Here is a 26,063-nt window from a genome sequence, read left to right as displayed (position 1 = left end):
CTGCTTCCTTAATGCCCTTGTGGTTCATAACTTTTGACAACTCTGCCAGCGCCTCGTAGTTGCTGATAATATGACCGACTGACTACATCTCCCTGTTCCGAGAGGATGTCAATTCCAATACCATTGCGTCCTTGATCTGTGCCAGAACTATGGATGTAATGACCATCTCCCAAATAAAGCGCTACATGGGTAGCTTTTTGGGGAGTGCCAAAAAATACTAAATCTCCTGGCGCTAACTCCTCAAGCGTAATTGCTTGCGTAAAAGCTTCTTGTTGATAAGCATCTCTGGGTAGCCAAATCCCCACCGATACAAACGCCGCCTGCATCAAACCAGAACAATCATAATTTGGCCCGACTGTACCCCCCCAAAGGTAATAATTCGACTGTTCCATAGCTTTTTGTGTAAAAGCAATCACCTCTGGTAGCAGTTTTTTAATTTCCGATTCCGAAAATGACTTAGCCTGATAAAGTACAGTAGCAGGTTGTAATATACCCAAGTCGCTAAGGGATAGCCACCCTGGGTAGTCATCCTCAGATAAATACACTTGAACTGCTGAACTTTGATGATTTGATGTTATCCGCAAATGTCGCCCGACTGCGGCCTGAGTTGCCAAACTGGTGCATTCAGGAGAATCATATAAGTTCAGATCCCCCAGACATTGGTATTCTCCCAACTTGGGATTTTGGATTTGTGATTCTAAATTAGAGAGCATTCTGCAATGGTTTTTTTTCAAAAAGACGAACAACTCGAAAATCTTGGTAATGGCATTTTAGAAGCTACTTGGACAGCATTTCCGACCATAGCCCGTAACCAAATTGCCCTGACTTGGATTGTTTACGATCCGCCAGTACCAGTAAATACTGGTGGTGCTTTAACTCCTGATGCTTTTTGGAACCATCCAGTCCGGGGTTTTAGTTATCGTGGGGTGGAACGAATTTATCCGGCGAGTGTAGTTAAACTGTTTTACTTGGTAGCAGCCAACGAGTGGCTAGAGAAAGGCATGACTCAAACTTCTAAGGAGTTAGAGCGTGCTTTGCGCGATATGATTGTTGATTCTAGCAATGATGCTACCAGCTTAGTGGTAGATATTTTGACTGGTACAACCTCAGGGCCAGAATTACCAGTGGGGCCTTATGACACTTGGAAATATCAACGTCATATTGTTAACCGCTATTACCAGTCTTTGGGCTGGGAAGATATGCAAACAATTAACGTCTGCCAAAAAACTTGGGGTGATGGCCCCTATGGACGGGAACGGGCGTTTTGTGGAGAGATGTTTGAGAATCGCAATATGCTGACGACCAATGCGATCGCTCGTTTGCTACATAGTATCGTTGGTGGGGTGGCTGTTTCCAGTGGGCGATCGCAAGCAATGATGGCTTTGCTCAAACGCAGTCTCCACCCTGATGATTTACCCCAGGATGTGGAAGAAGACCAAATAACAGGTTTTTTGGGTGGTGGTTTACCTCAAGATGCCCAAATTTGGTCAAAAGCAGGCTGGACAAGTCAAGTCCGTCATGATGCAGCCTATATTGAGTTACCTAATCAGCGTCCTTATTTGTTAATTGTATTTACTGAAGGTAAAGCCCATGCCAAGAGTCAGGATATTCTGCCCTTTGTATCTCGGCTAGTTACTCAAGCCATTAGCAGTTTATAAGGAAATCATCATTGTATTGGTGTATGCAGTTCATAAAAACTACCTATACCAATTTCTTGCTTTGGGTAACGCAAACAACCTATTCTTAATAGAAGAAACTTATGGTTTCATAGATAAACTCATAGAAAAACAGTAAAGGTCATGGGCGTGTCAAAAATATTCTGCAAATTTCCTTAATGCGAACTAAATAGATAAACTACCTTTCTACTAACGAAAAGTTAAGGCAATTAATTCAGGTCAAAGTTTTAACTAGATTTAATAACCTGATTGTAGTGACAAGTTATTTAAATAGTTTATTTTCTTGCAAATAGTTACGGTTAACCCTTACCCAAACAAACAATTCCCGTGTTAGAAGCAAGCATATTTGCCACAATCTTGTGCGGATTTTTCGGCATCATCCTCAAAAAGAACATTATGATGAAGATCATTTCGATGGATATCATGAGTACGGGGGTGATTGCCTATTACGTACTGATTGCATCAAGAGAAGGCTTGTTCACACCAATTTTATCCGACATTAAAAAGGGTGCTTACGCCGATCCGGTTCCCCAGGCGGTTATATTGACGGCGATTGTCATCGGCTTTTCTATTCAGGCCTTAATGTTAGTCGGGGTCATGAAGTTGGCACGAGATAACCCCACATTGGAAAGCAGTGATATCGAGAAGAACAATACGCCATGACTACTATTACCCTCGCCTGGATTGCACTACCATTTTTACTGGGTTTCATCATTTATCTTGTTCCCAAACTTGACAAATACCTAGCCCTGGGTGCGGCTCTTGCTTCGGCCGGATATGCAGCGCACTTATTTGTGGCTCAGTCGCCCCTAGAACTAAAACTACTGGATAACTTTGGTGTAACCCTCACACTGGACGAATTAACCGGCTACTTTATCCTGACAAACGCCTTGGTAACGAGCGCCGTTATCCTCTACTGTTGGCACAGTGATAAGACGGCTTTTTTTTACGCTCAAACCATGATGTTACATGGCAGCGTTAATGCCGCTTTTGCCTGCACGGACTTTATCAGTTTATACGTGGCGTTAGAGGTAAGCGGGATTGCGGCGTTTCTCTTGATTGCCTATCCCAGGACGGACAGATCAATTTGGGTGGGCTTGCGCTATCTCTTCATCAGCAACATAGCCATGTTGTTCTATCTGGTAGGGGCGGTGCTGGCTTATCAAACCAATCACTCGTTTGCTTTTTCCTCCTTACGCGGCGCACCACCGGAGGCGTTAGCACTGATATTTTTGGGGCTACTGGTAAAAGGTGGGGTATTTGTATCAGGATTGTGGCTACCCTTAACCCATTCCGAATCAGAAACACCAGTTTCCGCATTGCTTTCAGGGGTTGTTGTCAAAGCCGGAGTCTATCCTCTGGTACGTTGTGCGCTGATTTTAGATGAGGTTGACCCCATCGTCAGGATCTTTGGTGTAGGGACAGCACTTTTGGGAGTTTCCTACGCCATATTTGAAAAAGATACCAAGCGAATCCTGGCATGGAGTACTATTTCCCAGCTAGGCTGGATCATGGCCGCACCTAGCGTGGGCGGTTTTTATGCCCTAACTCACGGCTTGGTAAAGTCCGTTCTGTTCTTGATAGCTGGTAACTTACCGAGTCGAAACATTAATCAACTACAACAGAAACCAATCAATACCTCAGTCTGGATTGCCTTAGTCATAGCCAGTTTCTCCATATCCGGCTTCCCTTTGTTATCAGGCTTTGGGGCGAAGTTATTAACAATGAATAATCTGTTACCCTGGCAAGTTATCGTGATGAACGTTGCGGCTTTGGGAACAGCGATAACGTTTGCCAAATTCATATTTCTGCCACATGGGGGAACAAGTGAGGTAAAACCAGGTTTCTGGCCTGGAGTGATACTCCTGATCGGTGCGTTGGTTGTCGCTAATATCGTTTATTACGACGCTTATACAGTTGCCAACATCATCAAAGCACTAGCAATTATCGGCATTGGCTGGCTAGTGTATTTGTTTATTGTTCAAAGATTGGCTATTAAACTCCCCCGCGTACTAGAGCAATTTGAGCATCTGGTCGGTTTTATGAGTCTGATGTTAGTTCTACTCTTCTGGATGGTATTAGCATGACTGGATATCTAAATGTTTTATTGCGATTGGCTATCTGGTTCCTGCTCACCGCCAATCTGAGTGTGGCAAATATCATCATCGGTGTGAGTATTGCGCTCTTATTGCCGCATAACGACAAAACCCAGGAAAAATTAAAGGATTGGTTACGGGCTTTGTGGCAAAGCATCATGGCATTTCCCATCGCTTATAAAGAAGCATTGGAAATCATCTTTACTCCCCATGATGAAGAGGTGATAGTTATGGAACGTGTCCCCGCCAGACGGACACCCGGACTCATATTCCTCGATATATTCATCATTACATTTACACCAAAAACCATTGTTGTGAAATACCACGAAGATGGCTGGTATGAAGTACACCGGATTCAACGGAGGAAAAAGCCATGAGCCTGTTATTGATAGCAATGATTGTGGCTTTGCTCATACCTATCTATGAGGCTTGTAAAAATGAGCATATTTGGCAAAAAATGTTGGCATTGGCCAGCATTTGCTCCAAGTCGGCCGTTCTCATCTTGGTGGCATCAGTATTACGTGATGATTGGATGATCGGCATTGTTGGGGTCATGATCCTCAGTGTAGGTAATGCTGGATTAATGCTGTTGGCAAATGTGCTGAAACGGATGAGTGATGTATGATAGATGTCTTAAGTTATACCTGCATAGTTATAGGCATTGTCTTCTGGTTTTGGGGGACATCTTTCCTATTGGGCAAGCGATCGCTATTATTCAAGCTGCATACCCTCTCAGTGTCGGATACCCTTGGCTCAATTAGTATCGTCTTTGGGTTGCTCTTGCAAAGAACCAGAGAATGGCCGTTGCTCATTCTGGGTATCATTTGCTTGGCGATGTGGAACACAATGCTGGGGTATGTATTAGCATACTGTTCTAGTAATGGGGGTAAAGATGACTAAATACGATCTCTTCATCTATGTCATTATCGCTTTACTACCGTTGTCTGCTTGTTTACTAATAGTACAAGTTAACCCATATCATGCCTTGGTAATTAGGGGAATCCTGGGAGCCGTTTCGGCCTTAGCCTATACGCTTTTGGGTGCGGCGGATGTGGCTTTGACAGAAGCATTAGTGGGTACGATGTTGGCAATAACTTTGTATGCGATCGCCGTTCGTTCATCCCTAGTTATGCGCCTTGGTATCATCGAAGACCCAGTAAGTGAGAGCGAAGGCAGTTTTGGGCAACTAATGGAAGAGTTACGTAAAATTTTTGGCAAACGCTATATGCGTCTAGAACTAGTTCCCTACCCTAATAACCAAGCTTTAGAACGGGCGCTCATAGACAAAGAAGTCCATGCAACCTGTAGCAGATTGGAACAGGACAACGCGTCTGAAGACCTCTCTTACCAGACAGCCATCAGGGTGAAACGCATCTATGAAATCATGCAAAGCGAACTTGCATCACCAGTAGCAGTCCTCACCTACGTAAATACACTAGAGTCAGGGGAGGAGCATAAATGAAATGGATTTACATTGCCGCCGGGATAGCACTGTATATAAAGATGCTCGTTCTGCCGAATTCCGCACCAAAGTTGCTGGATTTCTCTATTGTGGAATCGATAGTTAAAGATGGTGGTATACCCAATGCCGTGACAGTCATTATTCTCAGAAATCGGTTGTATGACACTATCTTCGAGGTAATAGTATTTACAATCGCCATCATGGGCGCTTATTTCTTACTGGCTAATGAAAGGCCATCCTGCGCCATCTATCGTTTCACAGATAAACCATCAATTGTGCTGACGCGTTTGGGAGCAACAATTACCTCATTGGTGAGTATCGAGTTGGCTATTCGTGGACATTTAACTCCTGGTGGTGGTTTTGCGGCTGGTGTGGCCGGTGGAACAGCAATAGGCCTTGTGGCAATCACCTCATCACCAGAATGGATGGAAGCGATTTACAAGCGTTGGCACGCCGCCATCTGGGAGAAAATTTCAGTTTTAGTTTTCATTGTCCTAGCAGTGATAACTTTGTCCGGCTTTGAATTACCCCAGGGAGAGTTAGGCGCACTTTTTAGTGGGGGAATTATACCTCTGCTGAATATTCTTGTCGCCATCAAAGTTGCGTTGGGATCATGGGCGGTTATTTTGGTTTTTATTCGTTATCGAGGATTGTTATAAATATCCTCTTGATTCAATCTTTAAGTTCTACATTTTCAGGCATAAGTCTGAGACGGCTTATGCCTATGTAATGATGTAAAAATAGATTTTCTGATGTTAAAGTTTTTGTATTGTGAGAAATTCTCGGAATTTCTGGCAATTGCTAGGATTATCTATTGTGGGACTTGTTTGTTAGGAGTGAATGTGAATAATATTTTTCTTCGTAAAGATATATTTTGGTTGCCAAGTTTAGCAGCCCTCGCAGTTACAGGTACTGGCTTATCTGCTCATGCTCAAACAGTATCACCAATTGATACTAATGCTGAACTGGAGATGGAAAACCAAGAGTTGGCGATCGCTCCTCAAGCACCAGTATCAAATATAAATGAAGTACAGCAATTTCCCAGCATTAACACGGGAGATTCAGCTAATCGCACAATCACACCTGTTCCTGGAACAGTAGCAACTACATCTGCTACCCTAGCACCTGAGTATGTAGAACCGACTGCTCAACCATCTACATCTACAGTTGCACAAGCAGATATTGATGTAGGTAGACCTACCCGTGGCGGCAGAAGCTATATCGGTGTTGCTGGTAATATTGGTATAAGCGGCAGTGATTCATCCTTGGGTGATGGTAATTTTGCAGCCATTAGCAAAATTGGATTGACTAATGCTATCTCTGTCAGACCATCAGCAGTATTTGGGAGTAACACCACAATTTTAATTCCCGTCACCTACGATTTTACCTTACAAGCAGCAGACGCTTTTAGTGAACCGTTAGCGATCGCTCCTTATGTAGGTATTGGTGCAGCTATTAAAACAGGCGATGACTCAAAAGTAGGCTTTTTAGCATCTGGTGGTATTGATGTACCCCTAAACGCTCAATTTACTGCCACAGCTGCTGTGAATGCAGGCTTTTTCGATGATACTGATATCGGTTTATTGATAGGTGTCGGCTACAACTTCTCTGGTTTCTAGTTGAACTGGGGAGTGGGGACTAGGAATTTTGGATTTTGGATTAAATCAAAATCCAAAATCCAAAATTGAGAGTCTAGAGACTATTATTGGTCTTTCCCCCTCATCTCCCATACTCCCTACTCCCTCCCAACTACTTGGGTGTCACTTTATCAATAGTTTTAATTTTGCCATCGTCACTTACTGTCCACACATCGTAGACACCAACGACATCACCATTAGCATCAATATCTACGTTACCACTGGCTCCTTGGTAGTTAATATCTTGTCCTTCTCTGAGTAACTTCAAACCTTCACAGACATCAGTTACTTCTACACCAGGCGCACTAGATACTTCACGAATTTTACTCGCAATACCCACACCAGTGTTTTGTTTGGCGGCTTGCGCTGCTAATACTAGCAATGCACTCGCATCCCATGCTTGGGGGGCAAACTCTCCTGGCGCACTACCTTTTTTCGATTGCCAAAGTTGTGTTAAAGCTTCTAATCCTTTACCATCTGAGCCAGGGACTGTACCGATGATTCCAGAAGCAATGAATTTACCATCACTACTTTTGCCTACTTGACCAGGGAATTCATCAGACTTCATTCCATCTGTCAGCATGACTTGTACGCCTTGAGCTAAACCCCGCTCATAAGCTGACTTTAACAGCAAACTACCAGTCTCTACGTAAAAAACACCAAGAACTGCGTCTGGCTTACCAGCAAAGGCAGCAGCAGCTTCAGTTTCAAAGGTGGTAGCTTTTGGGTCATAACGTACAGGATTAGTCTTGTTGACTACAGTTCCACCTAGTTTTTCAAAAGCTTGAACAAAGGCTTTCTCAAAACCAACACCATAGTCATTGTTAATGACTATGGTAGAAACTCGCTTGAAGCCTTTTTTATTAGCAAGTTCGGCTAAAGCTGGGCCTTGGTAGCTATCGGGGGGAACTGTCCGCGCCCAAAAACCCTTAAAATCGCCCTTTTGCGCTTTTTCGGTAAATACTGGACTAGTACTACCAGGGGAAATCAGCATAACTTTATTCTGGGCAGCAATGGAGACAGCCGCAGTGGAAACGCTGCTGGCAAAAGAGCCAACTACACCTGCAACCTTATCTACAGTAGCCAATTTAGTCATACCAGCCGCCCCAGCCCTGGGGTCTGTTTGGTCGTCTACAGCCACCAAGGTAACAGGTTGACCATTGACACCACCACAGGCGTTGACGGTTTCTACTACCAAGGGAACAGCCGTAGCCATTTGCTGTCCTATAGACGCTAAATCTCCTGTCGCTGGTAGAAGAGAGCCGATTTTCAGACCTGAAACACTACTGGTTGTGGTGGTTTGGGTTGCTGGGGTGCTAGTTGCGCCATTGTTAGCTGTACCATTAGGGGTGGTATTTGTTTCACAGGCTGCTAATAGAAACCCAGATGTGAAGGTGACTAAAGTTAAGCTGAGAACAGCATTAATTCTTTGCATAGATTACTTTCACTCCTCAAAGATGCGGGAGCCTGAAAGTAAGATTCAAACTAGATTTTCAGGTTAGCTTGATCTTAGCAGGACTCTAAATGTTAAATGATAACACTCACCTTTAGAAGTAGAAATATTTACTCTCACATGAGTTTCTTCCTTTGACACAGAAATTTCTGTGTAGCTCTATGCTGTAAAAACGGAGAGGGAGGGATTCGAACCCTCGGTACGGAGTTGCCTGCCGTACAACAGATTAGCAATCTGCCGCTTTCGACCACTCAGCCACCTCTCCAGGTGACAAAAATAAATAGTAGCAGCTATTTTTGTCTATGTCAAATAGTTTTTAGTCAGTTGTCATTTGTCAGTAGTCAGTAGTCAGTAGCTATGGACTATTGACTATTGACTGTTGACTAATTTTTATAGAACTTGCGATCGCATCCAAGCTATGGGTAGGGTGCGTAACTTTTTCCATTGGGGGACGTAAGCGCGTTGACTGAATACATCGTAATCGTTGCGTTCAATCACATCTAAAATCTGTCCGTACAACATAGATGCTGCCCACACTGGCCAACGAGCATCGGGGGCTAGGTAGGTGATGCCATGTTCTGCTTTGATGTAGAACTGCCGCGCCCTATCTATTTGAAAGCGCATGAGGGAGCGCCAGCGCTCATCTACAACGCCTTTGCAGAAGTCTTGCTCAGTGTAGTTAAATCGTGCTAAATCTTCTAGGGGGATGTAGATTCGTCCTCGCCGGGCATCTTCTCCGACATCCCGCAGAATGTTAGTTAATTGATTGGCAATACCTAGAGCGATCGCTTCTTCTGTGGGAATATATACTGGCTGGTTTTGATGCCAAGGTGCGGTGTTAGTAGTGGTGTCTACCTCCATCACAGATGTTGACATCAACCCTACAGTCCCAGCGACGCGGTAACAGTAGAGGTATAAGTCCTCAAAGGTTTCGTAGCGGCTTCGATGCAAATCCATGCGCTGTCCAGCAATCATGTCCCGAAAAGGTTGAATGTCTAGATCAAAGCGTTGGAGTGTGTCCACCAAAGCCACGTCGTAATTTTCTTTGGGGTGTCCCGCAAAAATCGCTTCCAGATGCTGCTCCCATAGGTCTAGGGTTTCTGGTGTAGTAATGGCGGATGCGGGCCCGTCCACTAATTCATCTGTACGGCGACACCAGGCATAAATTGCCCAGATAGCTTGGCGCTTTGCCGGACTCATCAGCAATGTACCCAAGTAAAAGGTTTTGGCATACTTGGCTGTGAGATGCCGACAAAGTTTATATGACTCGTCTACAGAGACCAGCGTTTTCATGCGCGGGGGGGAATCAGGCAGTTGCAGCATTCGTTGCAGGCGGTCGGGTTAGCGTTTGCAGGTTTGAGGTGTTTTCCTCTGGCAGCGATTCACAAATCGCCTGCGCTGTTAGCTTACCAGAAAGTACGGCCCCTTCCATACTGCCTAAATAGCGTTGCATGGTGTAACTCCCACTTAGAAAGAAATTAGCAATGGGGGTTTTTTGGGGTGGGCGGTACTGTTGCCGACCAGGGGTCGCTGTGTAAACTGAACGCGGCGTTTTTACGACGTGCGATTTCAGCAATTTTGCCGGATTATCTCCTTTAAAGTGGCCGGGGAAGAGTTTTTCCAATTCGACCATAGTAGCAGAGACAATTTCTTCGTCGGATTTGCTAATCCAATCTTTGGCAGGAGCTAGAACTAATTCCAGCATTGAGCGGTCGGGGTTAGCATATTCACGACAAGTATTGCTCATATCAGCATAAACGCTGAGGAGTGGCGATCGCGAAAATAGCAGGTGATCAATATCTGTTAATTTCCGATCAAACCACAGATGGAGGTTGATTACTGGCACGCCTTCTAAACCTTCTAGCATTTGGAAGAACTCCATTTGCTGCCAAGGTTCTGGCAACATGACTTTCAATGGATCAACTGCCATAGCTGACACGTAAAAGTCTGCTGTAATCACTTCATCTGGTTCTCCATTTAACCCGCGCAGCAAGAACCCTTTTACTGTACCATCCGGGTTGAGCAAAATCTCTTTTAGAGGTGCGTTGAGCCGGACTTCTCCACCCCGTTCGGTGATGTGATCAACGATGGGTTGGCACAGCCGTTCTGTGGGAGAACCATCCAAAAAGGCTATTTTGGAGCCATATCGCTCTTGTAGAAAGCGATTTAGGGCTGTTAATAAAATTGTGGATGAAACTTCATCCGGGTTAATAAAGGTGAGAGCTTTAGAAGCAGCGATAAATACGTCGCTGGCTACCCTCTCACCAACACCTTGCCTTTTCAGCCATTCTGAGAAGCTGTACTTGTCCATCTCCTCGACATACTTTTGACCACGCACTATGGCTGGAAGTAGTCCAATGGCGAACCGAATCTTCTGCTCCCATGTCAACATATCGTTGTTGCGAAGAATCGAGGCGATGATGTTAAACGGAGATGGAATATCAGGAACATCAAAACGTGAGAGTGTTCCGGGCTTATCTGGTTGATTAAAAATCAATGTATGCTCTTTCCACTGGAGTCGGTCTTCAATGCCCAACTCTTTGAGTAATTGCAGCATATTGGGATATGCCCCAAAGAAGGCGTGTAACCCGGTTTCGTACCAGTCGCCGTCAGAGTCTTTCCACGCCGCCACAAGGCCACCCAATACGTCCCGACGCTCTAAGACAATGGGAGTGTGACCTGCGTCCGTGAGATATTTCGCGCAGGAAAGTCCTGCTAGACCAGCGCCAGCGATCGCTACTCGCATTTAAACCTACTGTTCTTCAATATTTCTTAATGGTTTTGCCGTTCTCATTATACTTTGCAATCCGTTACATTTGGCAGTAATTGTGCGATCGCTTCTCGAAAAAATTCGATACAGGTGAGTGGGAAGAGGCAGGGGCAAGGAACTAATGACTATTGAGCAATGAGTAATTTTAATTGAGATGTTGGTCTAATATCATGTTGCATTTGATAGTCGGTGGTGGCAAATTCTATTTGTAGGATGAGGCGGTCTTGGTGAGTGGGAGGGATACCTTTATGGAAGCACAGAGGATCTTCTGCAAATCCAAAGCCAGCTTTACCACAAATTTTCACCAATGATTCCTGACCATAGTAATTAGTTATGTCTCTATCTGTTTCTCTCTTACGTAACAAAATATGAGACAGTTTTTTTCGCTTATGGCTATTCTGGATGCAAATATGAGGACCACTGTGAGCATCTACGTCAGTTAAATAAAAGAAAAATTTCAGAAACTTATAATCATCTAAATCGTAGTGAAAACATTGAGCAGATTTAATTTGTTCTCGGTAAGACAAATTTCCGGGGAAACTCCACCACATCCGATTGCCTTGATGGACTGGATAAGTATTTAAATACTTGGCTGCTATTGCTAATAATTTTGGATCATTTTGCAATTTTTTAATGGCTGAACATTGAATTTCCGTATTGAAATAGTCAGCTATGGTAAATTGTTGCCCAGCTTTTATTTGTGCTGCTTCTTTCTGCTTGTAATAAAAACCAAACTCTGCTTTGCGATTACCATAACAAGCATTGGCCTTAGCGAATCGAATAATTTCTTCAACAACAGATTCGGTAAGATTAATACTCAAATGTAATCCTTGGCTATGAAGATTCTGCACAACTTCGTCTACATTGACATTTTCTGCCAAGCATGAGTTATTGATATTAATTGATGTTAAGTAAGTTTTAATTGAACGCTTTGTTAAACGCGAAATGAGAATTCTGGCAATTTTAAATCGCCCTAATTTTCGCATTAATAACCATCGAGGATTTTTCGTCAATCCCTTGTAATTTTCATAACAAGTATCATACAACGTAGCAACAATGTTTTCAATGTAGCTATTTAAAAAACTTATATACATAAATTTCCTGAACTTACAACAGCAGGATGTGGTTATGCGCTATACCTTGTTTAATGAAGCAATGGCAATAAAATAAGTATATTCATGCAATTGAATATCATAAATAATAAAGTAATCAAGTAAATATCACTACTCTTAATAAAGTAAATTTACAAGTTCTTTACTCAAGAGCTTTTTTAAATAAAGTGCTGGAAATTTTTTGATGGATTTCCAGCCAAGTTTTAATGTTCATTTAAAGGTGTTTGTATAGAGCGTACCTACCATTAATAGATGTCAATTACCACTAATGAGGGTGTAGGATAGGGGCGGATATTTTTTATGCTCTTAATTACCATCTTTAGCTACACAACCACGGGTGAAGCATTATGCCAGCATTGCAGAAGCTAGAACGCTTTGGACATCACTTGATCCTGGGTATTTCCGGTACTGCTTTGAGTGATGAAGATAAACGCGCTCTGGGTGAATTGAAACCAATAGGAGTAATATTTTTTGCTAAAAACTTTCTCGATGGTGTTACTTATGAGGTTTGGCTAGAAAGCTTTCAGCAGTTACATAGCCAGATACAAGAATATGTAGAACGCGACTCCATGTTTTTTACCCTAGACCATGAGGGAGGACGGGTTATCCGTACACCTTTACCCATTACCAGATTTCCTCAGGCATTGTTGTTGCGATCGCAGGCCCGTGAAGTAGCCAAAGCCACGGCAATTGAATTAAAATCTTTGGGAATTAACTTGTCTTGGTCGCCTGTCGCTGATATTTATTCCAATCCTCAAAATCCGATTATTGGTTCTCGCGCTTTTGGTAATACTCCTGAGACTGCGGCTAGTGGTGCGCGGGAATATTATTTAGGACTGACAGAAGCAGGAATTATCGGATGCGCCAAACATTTCCCCGGACATGGAGATACTAGCAAAGACTCCCACCTGGAATTACCGATACTCAACCTAACTCCAGAAGACTTACGAAATCGAGAACTTATTCCCTTCAAAGCTTTGATTAAGGAAAATATTCCCTTAATCATGACCGCCCATATCTTATTTCCCAAAATCGACCCTGATTTACCAGCTACCCTTTCCCGCCCTATTTTGAAAACCATACTTAGAGAAGAACTTGGTTTTCAGGGAGTAGTTGTGTCTGATGACTTAGATATGAAAGCTGTCTCAGATATGTTTACGCAAAGTGGTACTGTGGCGCGGGCTGTTGACGCTGGCTGTGATTTATATATTGTTTCGCGCAATATCCACTCATCGTCTATTGAACGTACATATAAAATTGCTGAAGACTTTGCTGATTCTTTAACTAATGGTAGCCTGTCCGAGTCAGTGGTAGAAGCAGCTAGAGAGAGAATCGAGAAACTATTGGCAGTAACTCCACAATATTCTGTACAGAGTTTAGATAGAGATACTTTAGTACGTCATGCAGAATTGGCGATCGCTTGTTCTGTTTAGTCTGAGTTTGATAATATGCCTGGATGTCACAAAAGCAACATACCCATCCCCAAAAGCTTGGTTGGTCTTTGGATGAGCGAGATCCCAAGTTCATCCAATCCCTGATGCCCCTACTGGGCTTTTTCTACCATTATTATTTTCGAGTGCAAACTAGTGGCTGGCATCACATCCCACCACAGGGGAAAGTTTTAATTGTCGGTTCCCACAATGGTGGGCTGTCAGCGCCCGATATGTTGATGATGATGTACGACTGGTTCAACCGATTTGGCGTGGAGCGACCAGCCTACGGTCTGATGCACCCTAAAGTTTGGCAGGTTAGCCCGTCATTAGCGCAACTGGTAGGTAAAGCTGGAGCTGTGATAGCTCATCCCAAAATGGCTTACACTGCCTTGCGCTCTGGAGCTAGTGTACTAGTGTATCCAGGTGGAGCCGAAGATGTTTTCCGACCTTATTATTTACGTAACAAAATTTATTTTGCAGGTCGTCAAGGCTTTATCAAGCTAGCACTACGGGAAAATGTGCCAATTATTCCGGCTATCTCTTGTGGCGCACACGATACCTTGATTGTCCTGGCTGATTTATACAAAATTGTGCAGCAATTTCACGAATGGGGTATGCCTTGGTTTTTAGGTATTGATCCCGAAGTATTTCCTATTTATCTGGGTTTACCTTGGGGCTTAGGTATTGGGCCTCTACCCAATATTCCCTTTCCTGTCTCTATTCATACAAGAATTTGTCCACCAATTACATTTGAACGCTACGGTAGAGAAGCGGCTAGCGATCGCCAATATGTCAATGAATGCTACAACTTGGTTGTCAGCAAGATGCAGCAAGAATTAGACGAGTTAGTATTACAGTCTCAGGGAACACCAAAAAATAAATTATTCCAAATTGACAGTTAGTAGGGTGCGTCAGTATGAATATTTTCTTGGTACAGCTAGGTTTTTTGGCACTGACGCACCCTACATTTTGGGTATTTCTTTATCTGGAAGTCCCTCAGAAAGGTTCACTGTAGTGAGGTACTTCCCCCAAGGATTGTTAAAATCCCCACCTGCGAGAGGTTGGGGATTTTTATTAGGATTTTAGTTAAAAACCAACGAAAATATCATTGCTAAACGCTAACTTTAGCCTTTGACCAAACACCATTTTCATCTTCGTCAAATTTTTGATGAATAGCTTCCCAAGCAGCTTGTTCAGCCGTGAACTCGTCACTTGTCTCGTTTAACACACCGTTATAGCGTTCAATAAAAGTGCTTTGGGCTTCTTGAGAAAGATGAGAACGGACTTCAGGAGACAAATCTTCTGGGCTATTACAAGGGCCAGGACAAGGACGAGTCAGAGTTTTATCAATTGTGCTAATTTCTTCGCCGCCAGCACTTTCCAGCAGCAATTGAAATTCACCACTGCGATCGCTTGGGACTTCAGTTAATAGCAAAAACTCACCAGCTTGTAAGCGGGTTTGGTATATTGTGGCTTTATCTTCTGGCATTCCTAAAGTAGTGAGAACTGAAACTAAACCAGCGCCAGCACTACCGGCGATCGCACCACTAGCAGCCCCCAATAATAAAGCACTAATGGGGCCAGCCGCTACAATCGGCCCGACAAAGGGAATAAACAGTACGCCTACACCTGTAAGCAAACTGAGGAAGGAACCAAACAAGGAACCAAAAATTGCTCCTGTCCGCAAACCACCCCAAATTACATCTCGTTTAGTAATAAAACCGGCAATTCGAGTTTCTGATTGGAAGTTTCTTCCCATTACCGAAATATGGTCTCTGGGTACACCTCTATCTAACAAACGTCGAATCACATCATCAACTTGTTTCTGCTCTTTAAATACAGCCGAAATAGTACGTTCTGCTTGATAAACTTCTGGCACTTAAATACTCCTTAATTTTAGGTTTTACTTCTTTGTGCCTTTGTAGTGAAAAAAATTTTTAACCACAGAGACACAAAGGGACAGAGATAAGAGGCTTACACACCCACAGGGGTTTTAGTTTGTGTTGCTGGTTGTGTACCGTTTGGCTCAATTGGTTGTCCTTCAATAAACGAGCGCAGCATCCAAGCTATTTCTTCATGCTCTTCCATGAGTCCGGTAAGGAAGTCAGCAGTTCCTTCGTCTTTGAACTCCTCACTACTCTGATCTACATGACCTCTGAGGTTGCGAATCAATTGCTCATGGTCTTGAACCAGGTTCGCTACCATTCCTGTAGCACTGGGAACATCACCAGCGTGTTCCTTGAGGGTGGCGAGTTTTAGAAATCCTTCCATTGAACCTATCGGATAACCGCCTAAAGTCCGAATCCGTTCAGCGATCGCATCAATATTTACTGTCAATTTCTCGTAGTGTTCTTCCCACAGTTCATGCAGACTGCGGAACTGTGGCCCGACAACATCCCAATGGTATTTTTTTGTTTTCACCAAAAGTAAATAAGAATCTGCTAAATCTTGATTCAACAGATTAATTACACCTTGACGTTGCTCGTCTGTTAAACCAATGTTTATTCTAGGCATTGCTTTTCATTTCCAGGTGAACTTATTTATTAAGTTCTCAAAATTTTGGTCTTATTAACATCGTCCAATAGGAGGATTATCCCTTAATTAATAATTACAACTAAAGGATTACTTTTATATAGAGGTTATATTTTATTTATGCAATTCTTGCTGTAATTTGTAATAGGTAATAGGCGCTTTTACAAATTGCCTATTACCTATTATCAAAACCATATCCCCTGGTAATGGGATATTTTAAGATTATTTATGCTTACTTTTTCCCTGTAACTTTTTCCAGTAAGTTCTGAATTTCACCTTCTACTGAGGTTGAGTCTTGGGAATTTTCAGGACGCTTCATTTTATTAATGTCTGCGGCTCCTTGAACTTCGTTGAGTCCTTCATTGGATTTCTTCTGCACTTCTTTCAGTCCAGGAGGTGCGGATCTAGCAACTTCGTCGGTTTTCTTCTGAGTTTCTAGAAGTTGATCAGTAGCTTCTGTCGGTTCACTTTGGTAGCTACTAATGGCAAAAGCAGGAACTGTGCTAGACAAAAATAGTAAAGCACAGGTGAAAGCAACAATTAAAAAACGGACTGGACGTAACATAGATAAAACAACACTAAAAATCTTCATTTGTAACCCTCATTAACAACATTAGCAACTCTTAATTCTTACTTTTAGGAAGAAGCACATATTTTTATTTAACTAGATTAAATAAATAGGCTTCTATCTTAGAAGTTATTAAGTTCCAAGCCCTTATGGAGAATTTTTCGATATACTTGCATTTACTCAAAATATGCAAATATTCAATTTATATACTTTATTCTTCAGTCAAGGCTCACCTGATAATATTTATATTCTAAAAAATTAAATCAATACATCGACCTGTGGAGTGAAATGAGGTTTATTTTTATTTACAATAAAATCATTCTTTAGATAGATCGAAACCGGATGAAATAGCTAGTTAATTAGTTTATTAGTCTTATTTTTATTGTCAAAAGGACAAAAAAGTAGCTTTTCACATGAATATTTAATGGTAAAAATAAAATAAGAATGCCATGAATTACTAATTTTTTAATATTTATTTCCGTATTTTGATAACCAAATCCTTGATTATTCCAAATCAGCTTTGAAAATTTAAGTAAAAATACGGCAAAAATACCCGGATATTACTAATTAGTAAAAACTCTATAGTGTACGGATTGAAGAATTTAAGTTTGTCTTTTAAATTTTGGGTTTTCGTAGTAAATCTTTGCGTAATAATCCCTGAAATAATTCTAAAAAGGGTTTTTATGTATTACTAAATTGCACATGAAGGCGCGATGAGCTACGCCCGACTCTAGGTGATTGCTTGAGATATCGTTCCGCAAATGCGCTGATGATTTCAGTTCCCGTCTTCATAAATTCAGCAGAATCACGGTTACGTAAATTTGGACTTTTGATCAAAACTTCGATTATGCAATTGATGAGGGTGAGTTGATGATTAGCCCTGTAACGAACGTGATCCGCGTCAATCAGGTAATGGCAAAAGAAGTAGCTCATGAGTGGGAGCAAGCCTCATGCAGTGAAATCAGTGCTTATTGTTTGCAGATTTTGCAAGAAATCGGTTGTAGTTATACTGAACTCCCAGAAAACTTACAAACACGCGAACAGCAACTAAATTTAATCGCAGGCTTTGCATCTTATGCTTTTGGGGAGGTAGAAAATGTCCAAAGTACTAATTGAAGATAATTTTGAAGATAGTTTTGATTGTTCAGAATGGGCAGAACAAGCCACTATACCTGCAACAGATCATGACTTGTTGATTTTGACTCAAAAGTTATCTAATCAACTAGTTCCAACCAAGGTCTTTTTTCAAGCTGTAGCGATTGCTGCTTATGATGGTGAATCTGCTTTTCGTTATGCTGATAACTATTTGACTAGCGCCAAGCATAAAAATAGACAAAAAAATGTACTTTTGTTAAGAAAACCTTTGACGAATTTTGATTATAACTAGAACTTTGCAAGTGTAGGTTTTTCCAATCAGAGCGAGTTGAACCTTAAGGAAAATTAAACATTTATTTTTCTTCCGGCGTGTTCAGCATTTCTGTCAAAAACCTACATCTAATCAAAATTCAAAATTTAAATACAAATAAACTTTCAAGTCTGTAAACTGTCCCCTCCTATACCTAGAATCGAGTTTCATACTCTAATAATAATTGACTATCATTTCCCAAATTAGTTGAGCCACGCATGAGAATTTCGTCGTTGAGACGATATAGCAGGTTGTAACGCAAAGGTTCATTGGCAAAAAAAGCGCTTGATAAAGAGACAGATAGATTGCGATTAATGTTAAACACACCCTCTGCTGATAAATCAAGAATTGAGGCTCTGCGTGATTCCTGATTAGTAGTAGGGGTAGGAAATATGCGGAATTCACTAAAACCAACAGCCTGTCCAACCGCCGTAATTGTGCCTTGCAGACCACCTAAAATAGTAGAACTGGCAAAATTAGTCAGCCCTTGTGTAGCATCTCCTTGAGCAAAGTCACTTAAAATTGAGCCACCAAGCAACGCCACGATTTCGCCTCTACTACGGCTAGGTTGACTCGTCAGTTCCAGATTATCTGTTAATTGACTAGCTGGCCCTGTCGCCCTTGCTTGGACGCGAACTGTACGTAAAGTACCAAAGTTGTTAACAGCAGCATCACTGATTTCCGCAGAAAAAGGTGATTCCAAAATGCGATTAGTTCTAGTCGATGCTTCAGGTACAAGTGTCACCAGTCGCACATCTAAAGTAGGGTCTAATCCTTGATTTGGTGTAAACTGTGCAGTGTGTTCATAGCCACGCTCCAAGGTAAATTCAGTTGTAAATAAGCTGACTCGCCCTCCTGTTAAACGGATGACTCCTTCAGGGAGCGGGTTAGCTAAAGTACCATTGATAGTCAGGTCGCCTTGAGCATCAAACCTGAGTATGGGCTGACTAAATACCTCTGCGCCTGGGAAAAAGTCCAGTAGGGATTGACTAGTTACACGAACATTATTACCCAAGGACAATTGTAAATCTGTAAATTCTACGGGTAAATTAGGTCGAGTTGTTGCGTCCTGTGTGACGATGGACTCTGTGGTTGTTGCGGGAATATTTGTATTTACTTCTATATTTGTATCACTACTGTTAGCCTCTGGTGCAGTAGCCGTATTACCAATAGTTACTTGACCATTACTGAGGGTAATCTCGCCACCAATTCGGGGTTTTAGTGCTGTTCCCCGAATCACAGCATTACCACTGACATCACCTGCATACAGTCCCTCAACTTGGAAATCTAGTTGATTCTGTATTGCTACGGTCAGAGGATTAGCTACAGGTTCCCCAACTGCAAAAATCGGCAAGATTCCTGATGCAGTTACTAACCCTTGATTATAAGTGGCCTGAATACTGTCTACGTTTAAGGTGTCACCATTAAATTGTAGTGTGCCGGTGACATTTGTCAGGGGATCAGTCAAAGCTTGAGTGCCAATGGTCGCATTGTTAATTGTGGCATTACCATTAATTATGGGCTGGTCGAAAGTACCCAGGACATTGAGATTTACCTGTCCTTGACCATCTACCCATGTAACTTGATTGTTGGTGAACAGATTTAACAATGATAAGCCTTCATTGCTAACACTGGCATTAATACTAATTTGATTATTATCTGGTGGCTCCAAGACAAAAGGTAACTCAGCCGGGATGCTACCTGTAATTTCTATAGGCTGTGTTCCTGTCAACAGTAAGGTACTGTTAAAATTCACACGAGCATTGTTATAGTCAAAGTTTACTTGACCTGTTTGCACAGGTTGTTGATTTAAAGTGGCGTTGGCTAAAGTGACTTCTCCGTTTACCGTGGGTGCTGATAAACTACCTGTTAAATTAGCGATCGCATTCACTTGTCCAGTAATATCTAGAGGATAGTTGGCAATAAATGGATCTAACAGTGACAGAGGTAAACTCTCTACACTCAACTGTCCTGATAATTGTTCGGTTCCCAACTGTCCCGCAAAAGCCACTAATCCCTGATTTATCCCTATACGTAAGGGTGAGAGGGTGACGACACCATCGGCAAAATTCCCACTAGCAACGACTTGATTAATCGAGTAATCACCCCATTGCCAATCAGCACCTTGAAAATTAAAGCCGATATTTAACCCAGTGCGCAAAGAACCACTAGCTGTAATTGCCCCACTCAAAGCACCTGTTAATTCTTCTAGTGTGGGTAAAGGTGGTGCTTGTTGTCTATCTATTTGTTCTTGTTGTGCTACTGATGCTGCAATTTTGGCAAAATACGCCAACTGGGTTTGCAAATCTGCATCAGGTAAACTTACAGGTGTAGTGTTGAGTACTTCTGCTCCCGCCAGCGTGGGAGATTCTAAACCAGTACCAAGGTCTTGAAAATCAAAAATATTAAACGCTTGTAAAAGACTTTCAATTCTAGTTTGGTTTAAATTAGCTTGTACTTGGAAACTGGGGTCATTGCCGGCTTGCAAATTGCCCCTGACAGCAATATTACTTTCACCTATTCGTAATACACCATTATTTAAACTAGCAGTGCCATCTGCGTAGTTAATGTTACCGCGAAATTCATCTGCTGAGACTCTGGCAATACGGGGATTAGCAATTGCCACATCTCCAGCTACAGCATAATTATTGAGATTAACAACTAAATTCCCCGATAATAGCCCGCCTAAAGGTCGCAATTGGTTGTCGGGGACAAAACCACCCACCAGGGCGATGGGAAACTGTTGAGCGTTGATAAATAAGTTATCTCCCTCGGTTCTACCTGTGGTGACTGCCTCATCACGCTGGACTAGAAATGATGTTGGGCGATAATTTGCATCCAAGTTGAGGGCTATCTTGTCTTGCGTCCCTGCGAGTTGCAGACTTGCCCCTTGTCCGCCTTGAAAATTGACGTTACCAGTTAAGATTGGGTCAAATGCCAAGTTACCAACATTGAAATTCCGTAGCTGGATATTGCCAGAAGCTATTGGAGTATTGAGAGTGCCTGTAACTTGCCCATTAAAATTGAGTAATCCGGCAACTGCGACATCTCCAGGAGTTTGAAAACCAGTATTACTGAGGTCGAAATTCCGCGCTTGCAGATTCAAATTCAAGCCAGCAATTTGGGGTGTACCCGTCTTTGGTAATTGTACAGCGATCGCACCACTAGCACTAAGTCCTGGGGTTGTTGCCCGTTGCACTATAATCTGCTGTCCATTCCACTGAAATTGGGCTGTAATTGGTTGGGCTAACTGTGCTAACCCTTGGGGCGCGCTGATTTGTCCGGTGGCACGAATATCTGCTAGTTGAAAAGACTCTGTTATCCCTGCCAACTGAATGTTACTATTCAGCCGTCCTTGCAGTTGGGGTGAAAAACGGTCGAGTTGAATTTGCGAAGCATTAGCCACGGCTTGCCAACGTCCAGCATTTAGGTTGACATTCCTGAGGTTCACTGTACCCCCTGCCACACTCAGGTTTGCTTGTCCGCTAGCTTTGATAGTTGAGGGTTGAATATTATCCGTGCTACCCGACAAATTGAATGTCGCATTGCTTAGGACTCCCTGGAACTGGGGCGGTATTTCCTCAAAACGGTCGAGTTGAATTTGAAAAATATTAGCAACGGCTTGCCAGCGTCCAGCATTTAGGTTGACATTCCTGAGGTTCACTATACCCCCTGCCACACTCAGGTTTGCTTGTCCGCTAGCTTGGATAGTTGAGGGTTGAATATTAGCCGTGCTACCCGATAAATTGAATGTCGCATTGCTTAGGACTCCCTGGAACTGGGGCGGTATCTCCTCGAAACGGTCGAGTTGAATTTGGTCAGCATTGACAAAAGCTTGCCAGCGTTGTTGAGCAACCAGACCTCTCGCCCTGACAGTACCACCTGCCACATTTAAGACAGCACTGGGTAAGGCAATATTATTCCCTTGTTGAGCAATGACAATTTCTCCAGTGGTCGGATAGGTAGCACTTGGTGCTTGTACCTGTGTCACCGCCCGCAAGTTGCCCAGAGTGCCAGAAACTATTGTATTTGCCGATACATTACCAACTTTGATGGCTTCGTTGGTGTTTAACAGTGCATCTCCTGGTAAATTCTGAGATCGAATATTAAATGATACATTCCCTTGGGGTGCAAGTTGGACTTGACCACTCCCCACAATTTGCCCTCCAGATGGTGGTTGTATTTGAATACCAGAAATATTCAGTGCTAAGGGCTGTTGTCCCAGAGAGCCAGTGATTTGTGCCTTAGCTGAAACATTGCCAAGGTTAATAGGGGGAGTTATACCATAACTACGTGACAGTATATCTCCTGAAACATCATTAACTAAAATATTAAAATTTACATTGCCACCTAGTTGACCTTGACCGCTTCCCGTAATTTGACCACCTGCGGCCGGAACTAATATCAGGTTAGGGACAGCAATTTGAGTTGCAGTTTCCGATACACTCAAGCGAAAGTCTGTTTTTACACCTGTAAAGAGAACGCGGTCAACTTGAATAGGCTTGATGTTGCTGGCTGTACCGGTCAGGACTGGTTGCTGTAAAGAACCTTGGACTTTAATCTCTGCTGTTACTTCTCCAGCTGTGGGGATTTGTGAAGATACATTCAATGTGTCTAAGAGTTGTTTAGCACTAACTGATTTAACCTGAGCTGCGAGATTAAAACCTGTTTGAGTATTAACTGTGCCATTTGCGACTAAGGGAACCTGACCAAAGTTAGTACTCAGATTTTCTAAAGCAATTGTCTGATCTTGAAATATTAATCTGCCATTGGCATTAAAAAACGGCTGGGGGAGATTGGGAACCTTAGCCGTAACTTGATTGGGAATAGCTGTACCCGTAATTGATATGTCCGATTGATTTGTGGGAATCTGCACTGCTAAATCAGCATCAACGCGCCCACCTTGTAAGACAATTGGTAACTCAATTAAACGACTAACATCTGATGCAAGTAAACTTTGTGCTGCAAGTTGGAGATTAGTTTGTTGTGTTTTTAGTTGTGTTTCACCAGAGATTTTAACTGCGCCTCCTCTGGTGAGTTGACCATTGATTTCATAACCTATTCTGTTATTATCAGGTGAAAATCGGGCAACACCACCAAGTTGGGCTAATACTACCGAGCCTTGTGGTCTAGTTGGGGCGGAGGCTGGTAATAACTCAATACTCCCATCAACAAGTTCGAGTGTTCGTAACTGAGTTTGTATAAATCCTGTTCCCTCCTCAGTCTTCACTTCAGCTGTCACCCAACGACCATCTTGATCCTGTTGAATGTAGACATTGGGTTGAACTAATGTGACATTTAATGCCAGCGTCCGAGTGAAGAGAATTTGCAACGGCGAGAACTGCACATCTACGGCTTGTGCTGTCACCGAGTCGGGATCAGTAGGCGTTGCTGGTATTGATAGCGAGCTAAATCTTAAACTGGAAAGGGTAAAACGTTCAACTTGCCCTAGTTTTATGGAACGTCCGAGCAATTGCTCAAGGTTTGTTTCAACTAAGGGTGCTAAATCAGTATATACATAGTTTCTCGCCCACCAAGTGCCAGTGGCAATTCCTCCCAGCGCTATAATTCCTACAACTAGACTGGCGCGTCTTAAATGTAGGAGAGAGAAACGACGGTTGTTTGGAGAGCGCGTCATTTTTGTTACTGATACTTTTACTTACCCCACAACAACATAGTTGTTTTAGTCTCTTTCCACAACAGTTTTTAGGTAGATGCGTATTTCTCTCTCCAGGGGATTGACATTTAGGTAAATTTAAACGCAGAGGAGCGCTGAGGTTTACGCAAAGGAGCGCAAAGATTGGGGCTTTAGTTGGAAACTCTGGCACAGGATGCACTACCACCGGGATCAGCGAAAATAGCTAGGGTGTGATATTCTGGCGCAGTGTCGGCGTAAAGAACTTTAAAGGTATAAAGTTTGCTTTGACCTTGAGCTTCAGTAATTACTGTTAACAGTGTATTCTCAGTACTCCGCACACCCGGAATGTTAAGTTTAGGAATACGTCGCAGTTGAATTACATTGGCGGCTGAGTTTTTACAATCTTCACTATTACCGCTTTCTTGACCAAACTGCATACACATTGGGCCGTCAAAGTCTAGTGTTACCTGGGAAGGGTCATTTAACCAAACTTTTCTAATTTTTTCACCTGCGGGAATAAAGCTAAGATTTGTCCCTTGTTCATACCAGACTTTGACAGTTGGCACTAATCCGCTTAGACCTTGTGCTTGACAAGAAAAAATAGAACGGAGAACAGAATTTTCAGCTGCGGCACGACCTGCAAGTAAGATAATTGCACCTGAAAAAATCAAGGTGGCTAAAGGTAAGCGGGGAAATTTGTTTTTAGCCTTCATGAAACTAATTAGGAATTACTTAAAGTTGTACGGCTTGATTGACATAGATTTCTACCTCAGTTCCAGCATTGAGGAGCCAAACATTGGTTTGTTGCATCATTTGAGCGATCGCTTGTTGATTGCGCTGGGAAATCAAGGGAACGACGGAGTTTAAACCACCTTCCACAACGCCGGCGGCGATGTTGCGCTGGCCGTTATTACTGGTAACTGTGGTGCCACCCTCACCGAACCTTACTTGGGAATCTACACGGTTAAATAGTTCTGCGCCTTTTGCCACGCCACCTAAAAGAAATAAACCTGCGTCCATGCCAGCGATTGATGAACCGCGATTTGGGTATTGGCGTGCTAATAAAGGAGAACCTTGAGACCCACGGATTGTTAGTGCATTGTTGGGTATGTCTCTTTCTGAAAGATTACCGTTATCTTGAACAATGGCTTTGACTATGTTGAGCTGCATTACCCCTTGGTCGGACACAGAGCGCACCTCAGTTAATAACTCGCTATTGGCTGGTAAGGCGATCGCTCCATCTACACCTTTGAGTGGTTCATTTAAACGAACCACAAACAAGTTTCTATTGTCTTTGTTGTCATCATTGCTATTACCACCTCTACCTCTGGTAGATTCTCCAAAGACAGCAGTCGCCAACACGGCTTTAGCACTGGTTCCAACTTTTAAGGATTTTGGGCTGCGAGATTGTGCTTGACTGATCAGAGAACTTGACCTTTGCGGTGGTTGAGATGAGGTCAATTCCCTTGGCTGCTGTGGGGGATTAAGCGGCGGTGGACTAGAGACAGTCATGCTAGGTTGATCTACAGCATTTGCTTGTCCGTAACTACCTAACTTGGCTAATCTTGTCCACTCATCCCAGGGGTTGGGTGGAGTTGGTGCAGGATTTGGCTCTACTAGGGGTGGTGGTGGTAGTTGGGGAGTTACAGATGCTACAGGCATAGGCATAGGCGGCGCAGGCGGGTAGGGATTTTGAGCGACGCGCTCAACAATAACAGTCCGTGGTGCAGATGTAGATACTGTTTGTGGTGCTACCCGTGCAACTGGAGTGTTTGTTTGGGGAGGAGTTACCCGTGCGGCGTTTCTGAGATTTTGCTGTGCTACTTTTACCGCCTGCGTTTGTTCAGCCAGAGCTAATTTGGTTTTTAAGGTCTCTACTTCTTGTTCGAGATTTGGCTGCGGAGTAAAATTTGAGGCTGCTGATTCTACCTGAGAGACAGCATTCTGTGTTGGCTTCTGATTATTGGCACTCATTAGTTGGGATAAAAACCCACCAGCCACCAAAACCAAGGTTAAAGTAGCTGCACCCACCAAGGCTAATTTAGCAAAGGGGTTAGATGCGAGGGATTGCTCAGTTTTAGCTTCTTGTGGTGGTGCTAGGGATGGCTGGTTAGGCGCTATCAATTCTGATGTTTCAGTCGTAGGTTCTGCTGCCAATCCGACTAATCTAGCCATCTGTGATTCCCAATCGGTAGAATCTAGTTCTGGATGGGTTAGTGGTTTTGGTTGAGTTTCGGAGGTCATGGAATAAGGAGTCATGGTGTATTAATTTGGGTGAGAG

The 26,063-nt window shown here is 42.9% G+C and carries 24 protein-coding genes and 1 tRNA gene; 13 read left to right on the top strand and 12 right to left on the bottom strand.

All coding sequences use genetic code 11. The annotated features are described in order from the left end of the window. Positions 1-8: 8 nt before the first annotated feature. Complete coding sequence (locus H6G18_RS10695; protein ID WP_190407082.1) at positions 9-713, bottom strand: C40 family peptidase; 705 nt, start codon at positions 711-713, stop codon at positions 9-11. Between the two features lie 6 nt (positions 714-719). Here H6G18_RS10695 and H6G18_RS10690 point away from each other — a divergent pair, with 6 nt between their 5' ends. The 9 genes from H6G18_RS10690 (at position 720) to H6G18_RS10650 (ending at position 6,853) form a co-directional block, all read left to right on the top strand. Beyond that, positions 720-1,658 carry a serine hydrolase gene (locus H6G18_RS10690; protein WP_190407081.1) on the top strand — a complete coding sequence of 313 codons (939 nt, stop codon included), beginning with the start codon at positions 720-722 and terminating at the stop codon, positions 1,656-1,658. A gap of 345 nt (positions 1,659-2,003) precedes the next feature. Beyond that, the gene (locus H6G18_RS10685; RefSeq protein WP_190407080.1) at positions 2,004-2,339 is read left to right on the top strand and encodes a cation:proton antiporter subunit C; all 336 of its coding nucleotides are present in this window, start codon (positions 2,004-2,006) and stop codon (positions 2,337-2,339) included. Continuing rightward, positions 2,336-3,763: a cation:proton antiporter gene (locus H6G18_RS10680; protein ID WP_190407079.1), complete on the top strand. Its 1,428-nt coding sequence runs from the start codon at positions 2,336-2,338 to the stop codon at positions 3,761-3,763. Before H6G18_RS10685 ends, H6G18_RS10680 begins: the two co-directional genes overlap by 4 nt. Then, positions 3,760-4,149 carry a cation:proton antiporter gene (locus H6G18_RS10675; protein WP_190407078.1) on the top strand — a complete coding sequence of 130 codons (390 nt, stop codon included), beginning with the start codon at positions 3,760-3,762 and terminating at the stop codon, positions 4,147-4,149. The genes H6G18_RS10680 and H6G18_RS10675 overlap by 4 nt, the downstream gene beginning before the upstream one ends. Next, complete coding sequence (locus H6G18_RS10670; protein ID WP_190407077.1) at positions 4,146-4,397, top strand: hypothetical protein; 252 nt, start codon at positions 4,146-4,148, stop codon at positions 4,395-4,397. Before H6G18_RS10675 ends, H6G18_RS10670 begins: the two co-directional genes overlap by 4 nt. Continuing rightward, entirely contained in the window at positions 4,394-4,672 is a 279-nt protein-coding gene (locus H6G18_RS10665) for a monovalent cation/H(+) antiporter subunit G (RefSeq protein ID WP_190407076.1), read from the top strand. Before H6G18_RS10670 ends, H6G18_RS10665 begins: the two co-directional genes overlap by 4 nt. Beyond that, positions 4,665-5,234 carry a DUF4040 domain-containing protein gene (locus H6G18_RS10660; RefSeq protein ID WP_190407075.1) on the top strand — a complete coding sequence of 190 codons (570 nt, stop codon included), beginning with the start codon at positions 4,665-4,667 and terminating at the stop codon, positions 5,232-5,234. The genes H6G18_RS10665 and H6G18_RS10660 overlap by 8 nt, the downstream gene beginning before the upstream one ends. After that, positions 5,231-5,893, top strand: coding sequence for a Na(+)/H(+) antiporter subunit B (locus H6G18_RS10655; protein ID WP_190407074.1), 663 nt, complete (start codon positions 5,231-5,233; stop codon positions 5,891-5,893). Before H6G18_RS10660 ends, H6G18_RS10655 begins: the two co-directional genes overlap by 4 nt. A 183-nt stretch (positions 5,894-6,076) precedes the next feature. Further along, positions 6,077-6,853, top strand: a complete 777-nt coding sequence (locus H6G18_RS10650) for a hypothetical protein (RefSeq protein ID WP_190407073.1) — start codon at positions 6,077-6,079, stop codon at positions 6,851-6,853. 130 nt (positions 6,854-6,983) lie between these two features. On the opposite strand, the gene H6G18_RS10645 is transcribed toward H6G18_RS10650, so the two are convergent. From H6G18_RS10645 to H6G18_RS10625, 5 genes are all read right to left on the bottom strand, one after another. After that, entirely contained in the window at positions 6,984-8,306 is a 1,323-nt protein-coding gene (locus H6G18_RS10645) for an ABC transporter substrate-binding protein (protein ID WP_190407072.1), read from the bottom strand. A gap of 191 nt (positions 8,307-8,497) precedes the next feature. Next, positions 8,498-8,589, bottom strand: a tRNA-Ser gene (locus tag H6G18_RS10640). A 125-nt stretch (positions 8,590-8,714) separates the two neighbouring features. Continuing rightward, complete coding sequence (crtB, locus tag H6G18_RS10635; protein ID WP_190407071.1) at positions 8,715-9,647, bottom strand: 15-cis-phytoene synthase CrtB; 933 nt, start codon at positions 9,645-9,647, stop codon at positions 8,715-8,717. Then, positions 9,631-11,070, bottom strand: coding sequence for a 15-cis-phytoene desaturase (gene pds / locus H6G18_RS10630; protein WP_190407070.1), 1,440 nt, complete (start codon positions 11,068-11,070; stop codon positions 9,631-9,633). The genes crtB and pds overlap by 17 nt, the downstream gene beginning before the upstream one ends. A 149-nt stretch (positions 11,071-11,219) precedes the next feature. Beyond that, on the bottom strand, positions 11,220-12,188 hold the full coding sequence (locus H6G18_RS10625; protein WP_190407069.1) for a hypothetical protein: 969 nt from the start codon (positions 12,186-12,188) through the stop codon (positions 11,220-11,222). 365 nt (positions 12,189-12,553) lie between these two features. Here H6G18_RS10625 and nagZ point away from each other — a divergent pair, with 365 nt between their 5' ends. Further along, positions 12,554-13,639 (top strand): beta-N-acetylhexosaminidase, encoded by a 1,086-nt coding sequence (gene nagZ / locus H6G18_RS10620; RefSeq protein ID WP_190407068.1) that lies wholly within the window; start codon positions 12,554-12,556, stop codon positions 13,637-13,639. Between the two features lie 23 nt (positions 13,640-13,662). Continuing rightward, positions 13,663-14,541 carry a lysophospholipid acyltransferase family protein gene (locus H6G18_RS10615; RefSeq protein ID WP_190407067.1) on the top strand — a complete coding sequence of 293 codons (879 nt, stop codon included), beginning with the start codon at positions 13,663-13,665 and terminating at the stop codon, positions 14,539-14,541. 209 nt (positions 14,542-14,750) lie between these two features. Here H6G18_RS10615 and H6G18_RS10610 read toward each other — a convergent pair whose 3' ends face one another. The 3 genes from H6G18_RS10610 to H6G18_RS10600 form a co-directional block, all read right to left on the bottom strand. Next, positions 14,751-15,518 (bottom strand): ChaB family protein, encoded by a 768-nt coding sequence (locus H6G18_RS10610; protein WP_190407066.1) that lies wholly within the window; start codon positions 15,516-15,518, stop codon positions 14,751-14,753. 95 nt (positions 15,519-15,613) lie between these two features. Next, complete coding sequence (locus tag H6G18_RS10605) at positions 15,614-16,153, bottom strand: Dps family protein (protein WP_190407065.1); 540 nt, start codon at positions 16,151-16,153, stop codon at positions 15,614-15,616. Between the two features lie 250 nt (positions 16,154-16,403). Then, on the bottom strand, positions 16,404-16,763 hold the full coding sequence (locus H6G18_RS10600; protein WP_190407064.1) for a hypothetical protein: 360 nt from the start codon (positions 16,761-16,763) through the stop codon (positions 16,404-16,406). A gap of 846 nt (positions 16,764-17,609) precedes the next feature. On the opposite strand from H6G18_RS10600, the gene H6G18_RS10595 reads away from it, so the two are divergent. Both H6G18_RS10595 and H6G18_RS10590 read left to right on the top strand, forming a co-directional pair. Next, a complete protein-coding gene (locus H6G18_RS10595) occupies positions 17,610-17,855 on the top strand; it encodes a hypothetical protein (protein ID WP_190407063.1) in 246 nt (81 codons plus the stop codon). Beyond that, entirely contained in the window at positions 17,836-18,126 is a 291-nt protein-coding gene (locus H6G18_RS10590; protein WP_190407062.1) for a hypothetical protein, read from the top strand. Before H6G18_RS10595 ends, H6G18_RS10590 begins: the two co-directional genes overlap by 20 nt. Positions 18,127-18,298: 172 nt before the next feature. Here H6G18_RS10590 and H6G18_RS10585 read toward each other — a convergent pair whose 3' ends face one another. The 3 genes from H6G18_RS10585 to H6G18_RS10575 all read right to left on the bottom strand — a co-directional run bounded on the left by H6G18_RS10585 (position 18,299) and on the right by H6G18_RS10575 (position 26,041). After that, a complete protein-coding gene (locus H6G18_RS10585) occupies positions 18,299-23,782 on the bottom strand; it encodes a translocation/assembly module TamB domain-containing protein (RefSeq protein ID WP_190407061.1) in 5,484 nt (1,827 codons plus the stop codon). Between the two features lie 170 nt (positions 23,783-23,952). Beyond that, positions 23,953-24,495, bottom strand: a complete 543-nt coding sequence (locus H6G18_RS10580) for a hypothetical protein (RefSeq protein ID WP_190407060.1) — start codon at positions 24,493-24,495, stop codon at positions 23,953-23,955. A 19-nt stretch (positions 24,496-24,514) separates the two neighbouring features. Then, positions 24,515-26,041: a TrbI/VirB10 family protein gene (locus H6G18_RS10575; protein ID WP_190407059.1), complete on the bottom strand. Its 1,527-nt coding sequence runs from the start codon at positions 26,039-26,041 to the stop codon at positions 24,515-24,517. Between the last annotated feature and the right edge of the window lie 22 nt (positions 26,042-26,063).

This window comes from Anabaena subtropica FACHB-260, assembly GCF_014697105.1.
In the GTDB taxonomy this organism is placed as follows: domain Bacteria; phylum Cyanobacteriota; class Cyanobacteriia; order Cyanobacteriales; family Nostocaceae; genus Trichormus; species Trichormus subtropicus.
Note: the sequence above shows the minus strand (reverse complement) of the source record. Positions and strands in the feature narration are given on the sequence as shown.

Coding starts and splice junctions, on each gene's coding strand:
- H6G18_RS10625 (WP_190407069.1), bottom strand. CDS start 12,188: ATGTATATAAGTTTTTTAAATAGCTACATTGAAAACATTGTTGCTACG.
- H6G18_RS10670 (WP_190407077.1), top strand. CDS start 4,146: ATGAGCCTGTTATTGATAGCAATGATTGTGGCTTTGCTCATACCTATC.
- H6G18_RS10585 (WP_190407061.1), bottom strand. CDS start 23,782: ATGACGCGCTCTCCAAACAACCGTCGTTTCTCTCTCCTACATTTAAGA.
- H6G18_RS10665 (WP_190407076.1), top strand. CDS start 4,394: ATGATAGATGTCTTAAGTTATACCTGCATAGTTATAGGCATTGTCTTC.
- H6G18_RS10615 (WP_190407067.1), top strand. CDS start 13,663: ATGTCACAAAAGCAACATACCCATCCCCAAAAGCTTGGTTGGTCTTTG.
- H6G18_RS10605 (WP_190407065.1), bottom strand. CDS start 16,153: ATGCCTAGAATAAACATTGGTTTAACAGACGAGCAACGTCAAGGTGTA.
- H6G18_RS10690 (WP_190407081.1), top strand. CDS start 720: ATGGTTTTTTTTCAAAAAGACGAACAACTCGAAAATCTTGGTAATGGC.
- H6G18_RS10600 (WP_190407064.1), bottom strand. CDS start 16,763: ATGAAGATTTTTAGTGTTGTTTTATCTATGTTACGTCCAGTCCGTTTT.
- H6G18_RS10580 (WP_190407060.1), bottom strand. CDS start 24,495: ATGAAGGCTAAAAACAAATTTCCCCGCTTACCTTTAGCCACCTTGATT.
- H6G18_RS10655 (WP_190407074.1), top strand. CDS start 5,231: ATGAAATGGATTTACATTGCCGCCGGGATAGCACTGTATATAAAGATG.
- nagZ (WP_190407068.1), top strand. CDS start 12,554: ATGCCAGCATTGCAGAAGCTAGAACGCTTTGGACATCACTTGATCCTG.
- H6G18_RS10675 (WP_190407078.1), top strand. CDS start 3,760: ATGACTGGATATCTAAATGTTTTATTGCGATTGGCTATCTGGTTCCTG.
- H6G18_RS10660 (WP_190407075.1), top strand. CDS start 4,665: ATGACTAAATACGATCTCTTCATCTATGTCATTATCGCTTTACTACCG.
- H6G18_RS10645 (WP_190407072.1), bottom strand. CDS start 8,306: ATGCAAAGAATTAATGCTGTTCTCAGCTTAACTTTAGTCACCTTCACA.
- H6G18_RS10595 (WP_190407063.1), top strand. CDS start 17,610: ATGATTAGCCCTGTAACGAACGTGATCCGCGTCAATCAGGTAATGGCA.
- H6G18_RS10575 (WP_190407059.1), bottom strand. CDS start 26,041: ATGACTCCTTATTCCATGACCTCCGAAACTCAACCAAAACCACTAACC.
- crtB (WP_190407071.1), bottom strand. CDS start 9,647: ATGCTGCAACTGCCTGATTCCCCCCCGCGCATGAAAACGCTGGTCTCT.
- H6G18_RS10590 (WP_190407062.1), top strand. CDS start 17,836: ATGTCCAAAGTACTAATTGAAGATAATTTTGAAGATAGTTTTGATTGT.
- H6G18_RS10680 (WP_190407079.1), top strand. CDS start 2,336: ATGACTACTATTACCCTCGCCTGGATTGCACTACCATTTTTACTGGGT.
- pds (WP_190407070.1), bottom strand. CDS start 11,070: ATGCGAGTAGCGATCGCTGGCGCTGGTCTAGCAGGACTTTCCTGCGCG.
- H6G18_RS10695 (WP_190407082.1), bottom strand. CDS start 713: ATGCTCTCTAATTTAGAATCACAAATCCAAAATCCCAAGTTGGGAGAA.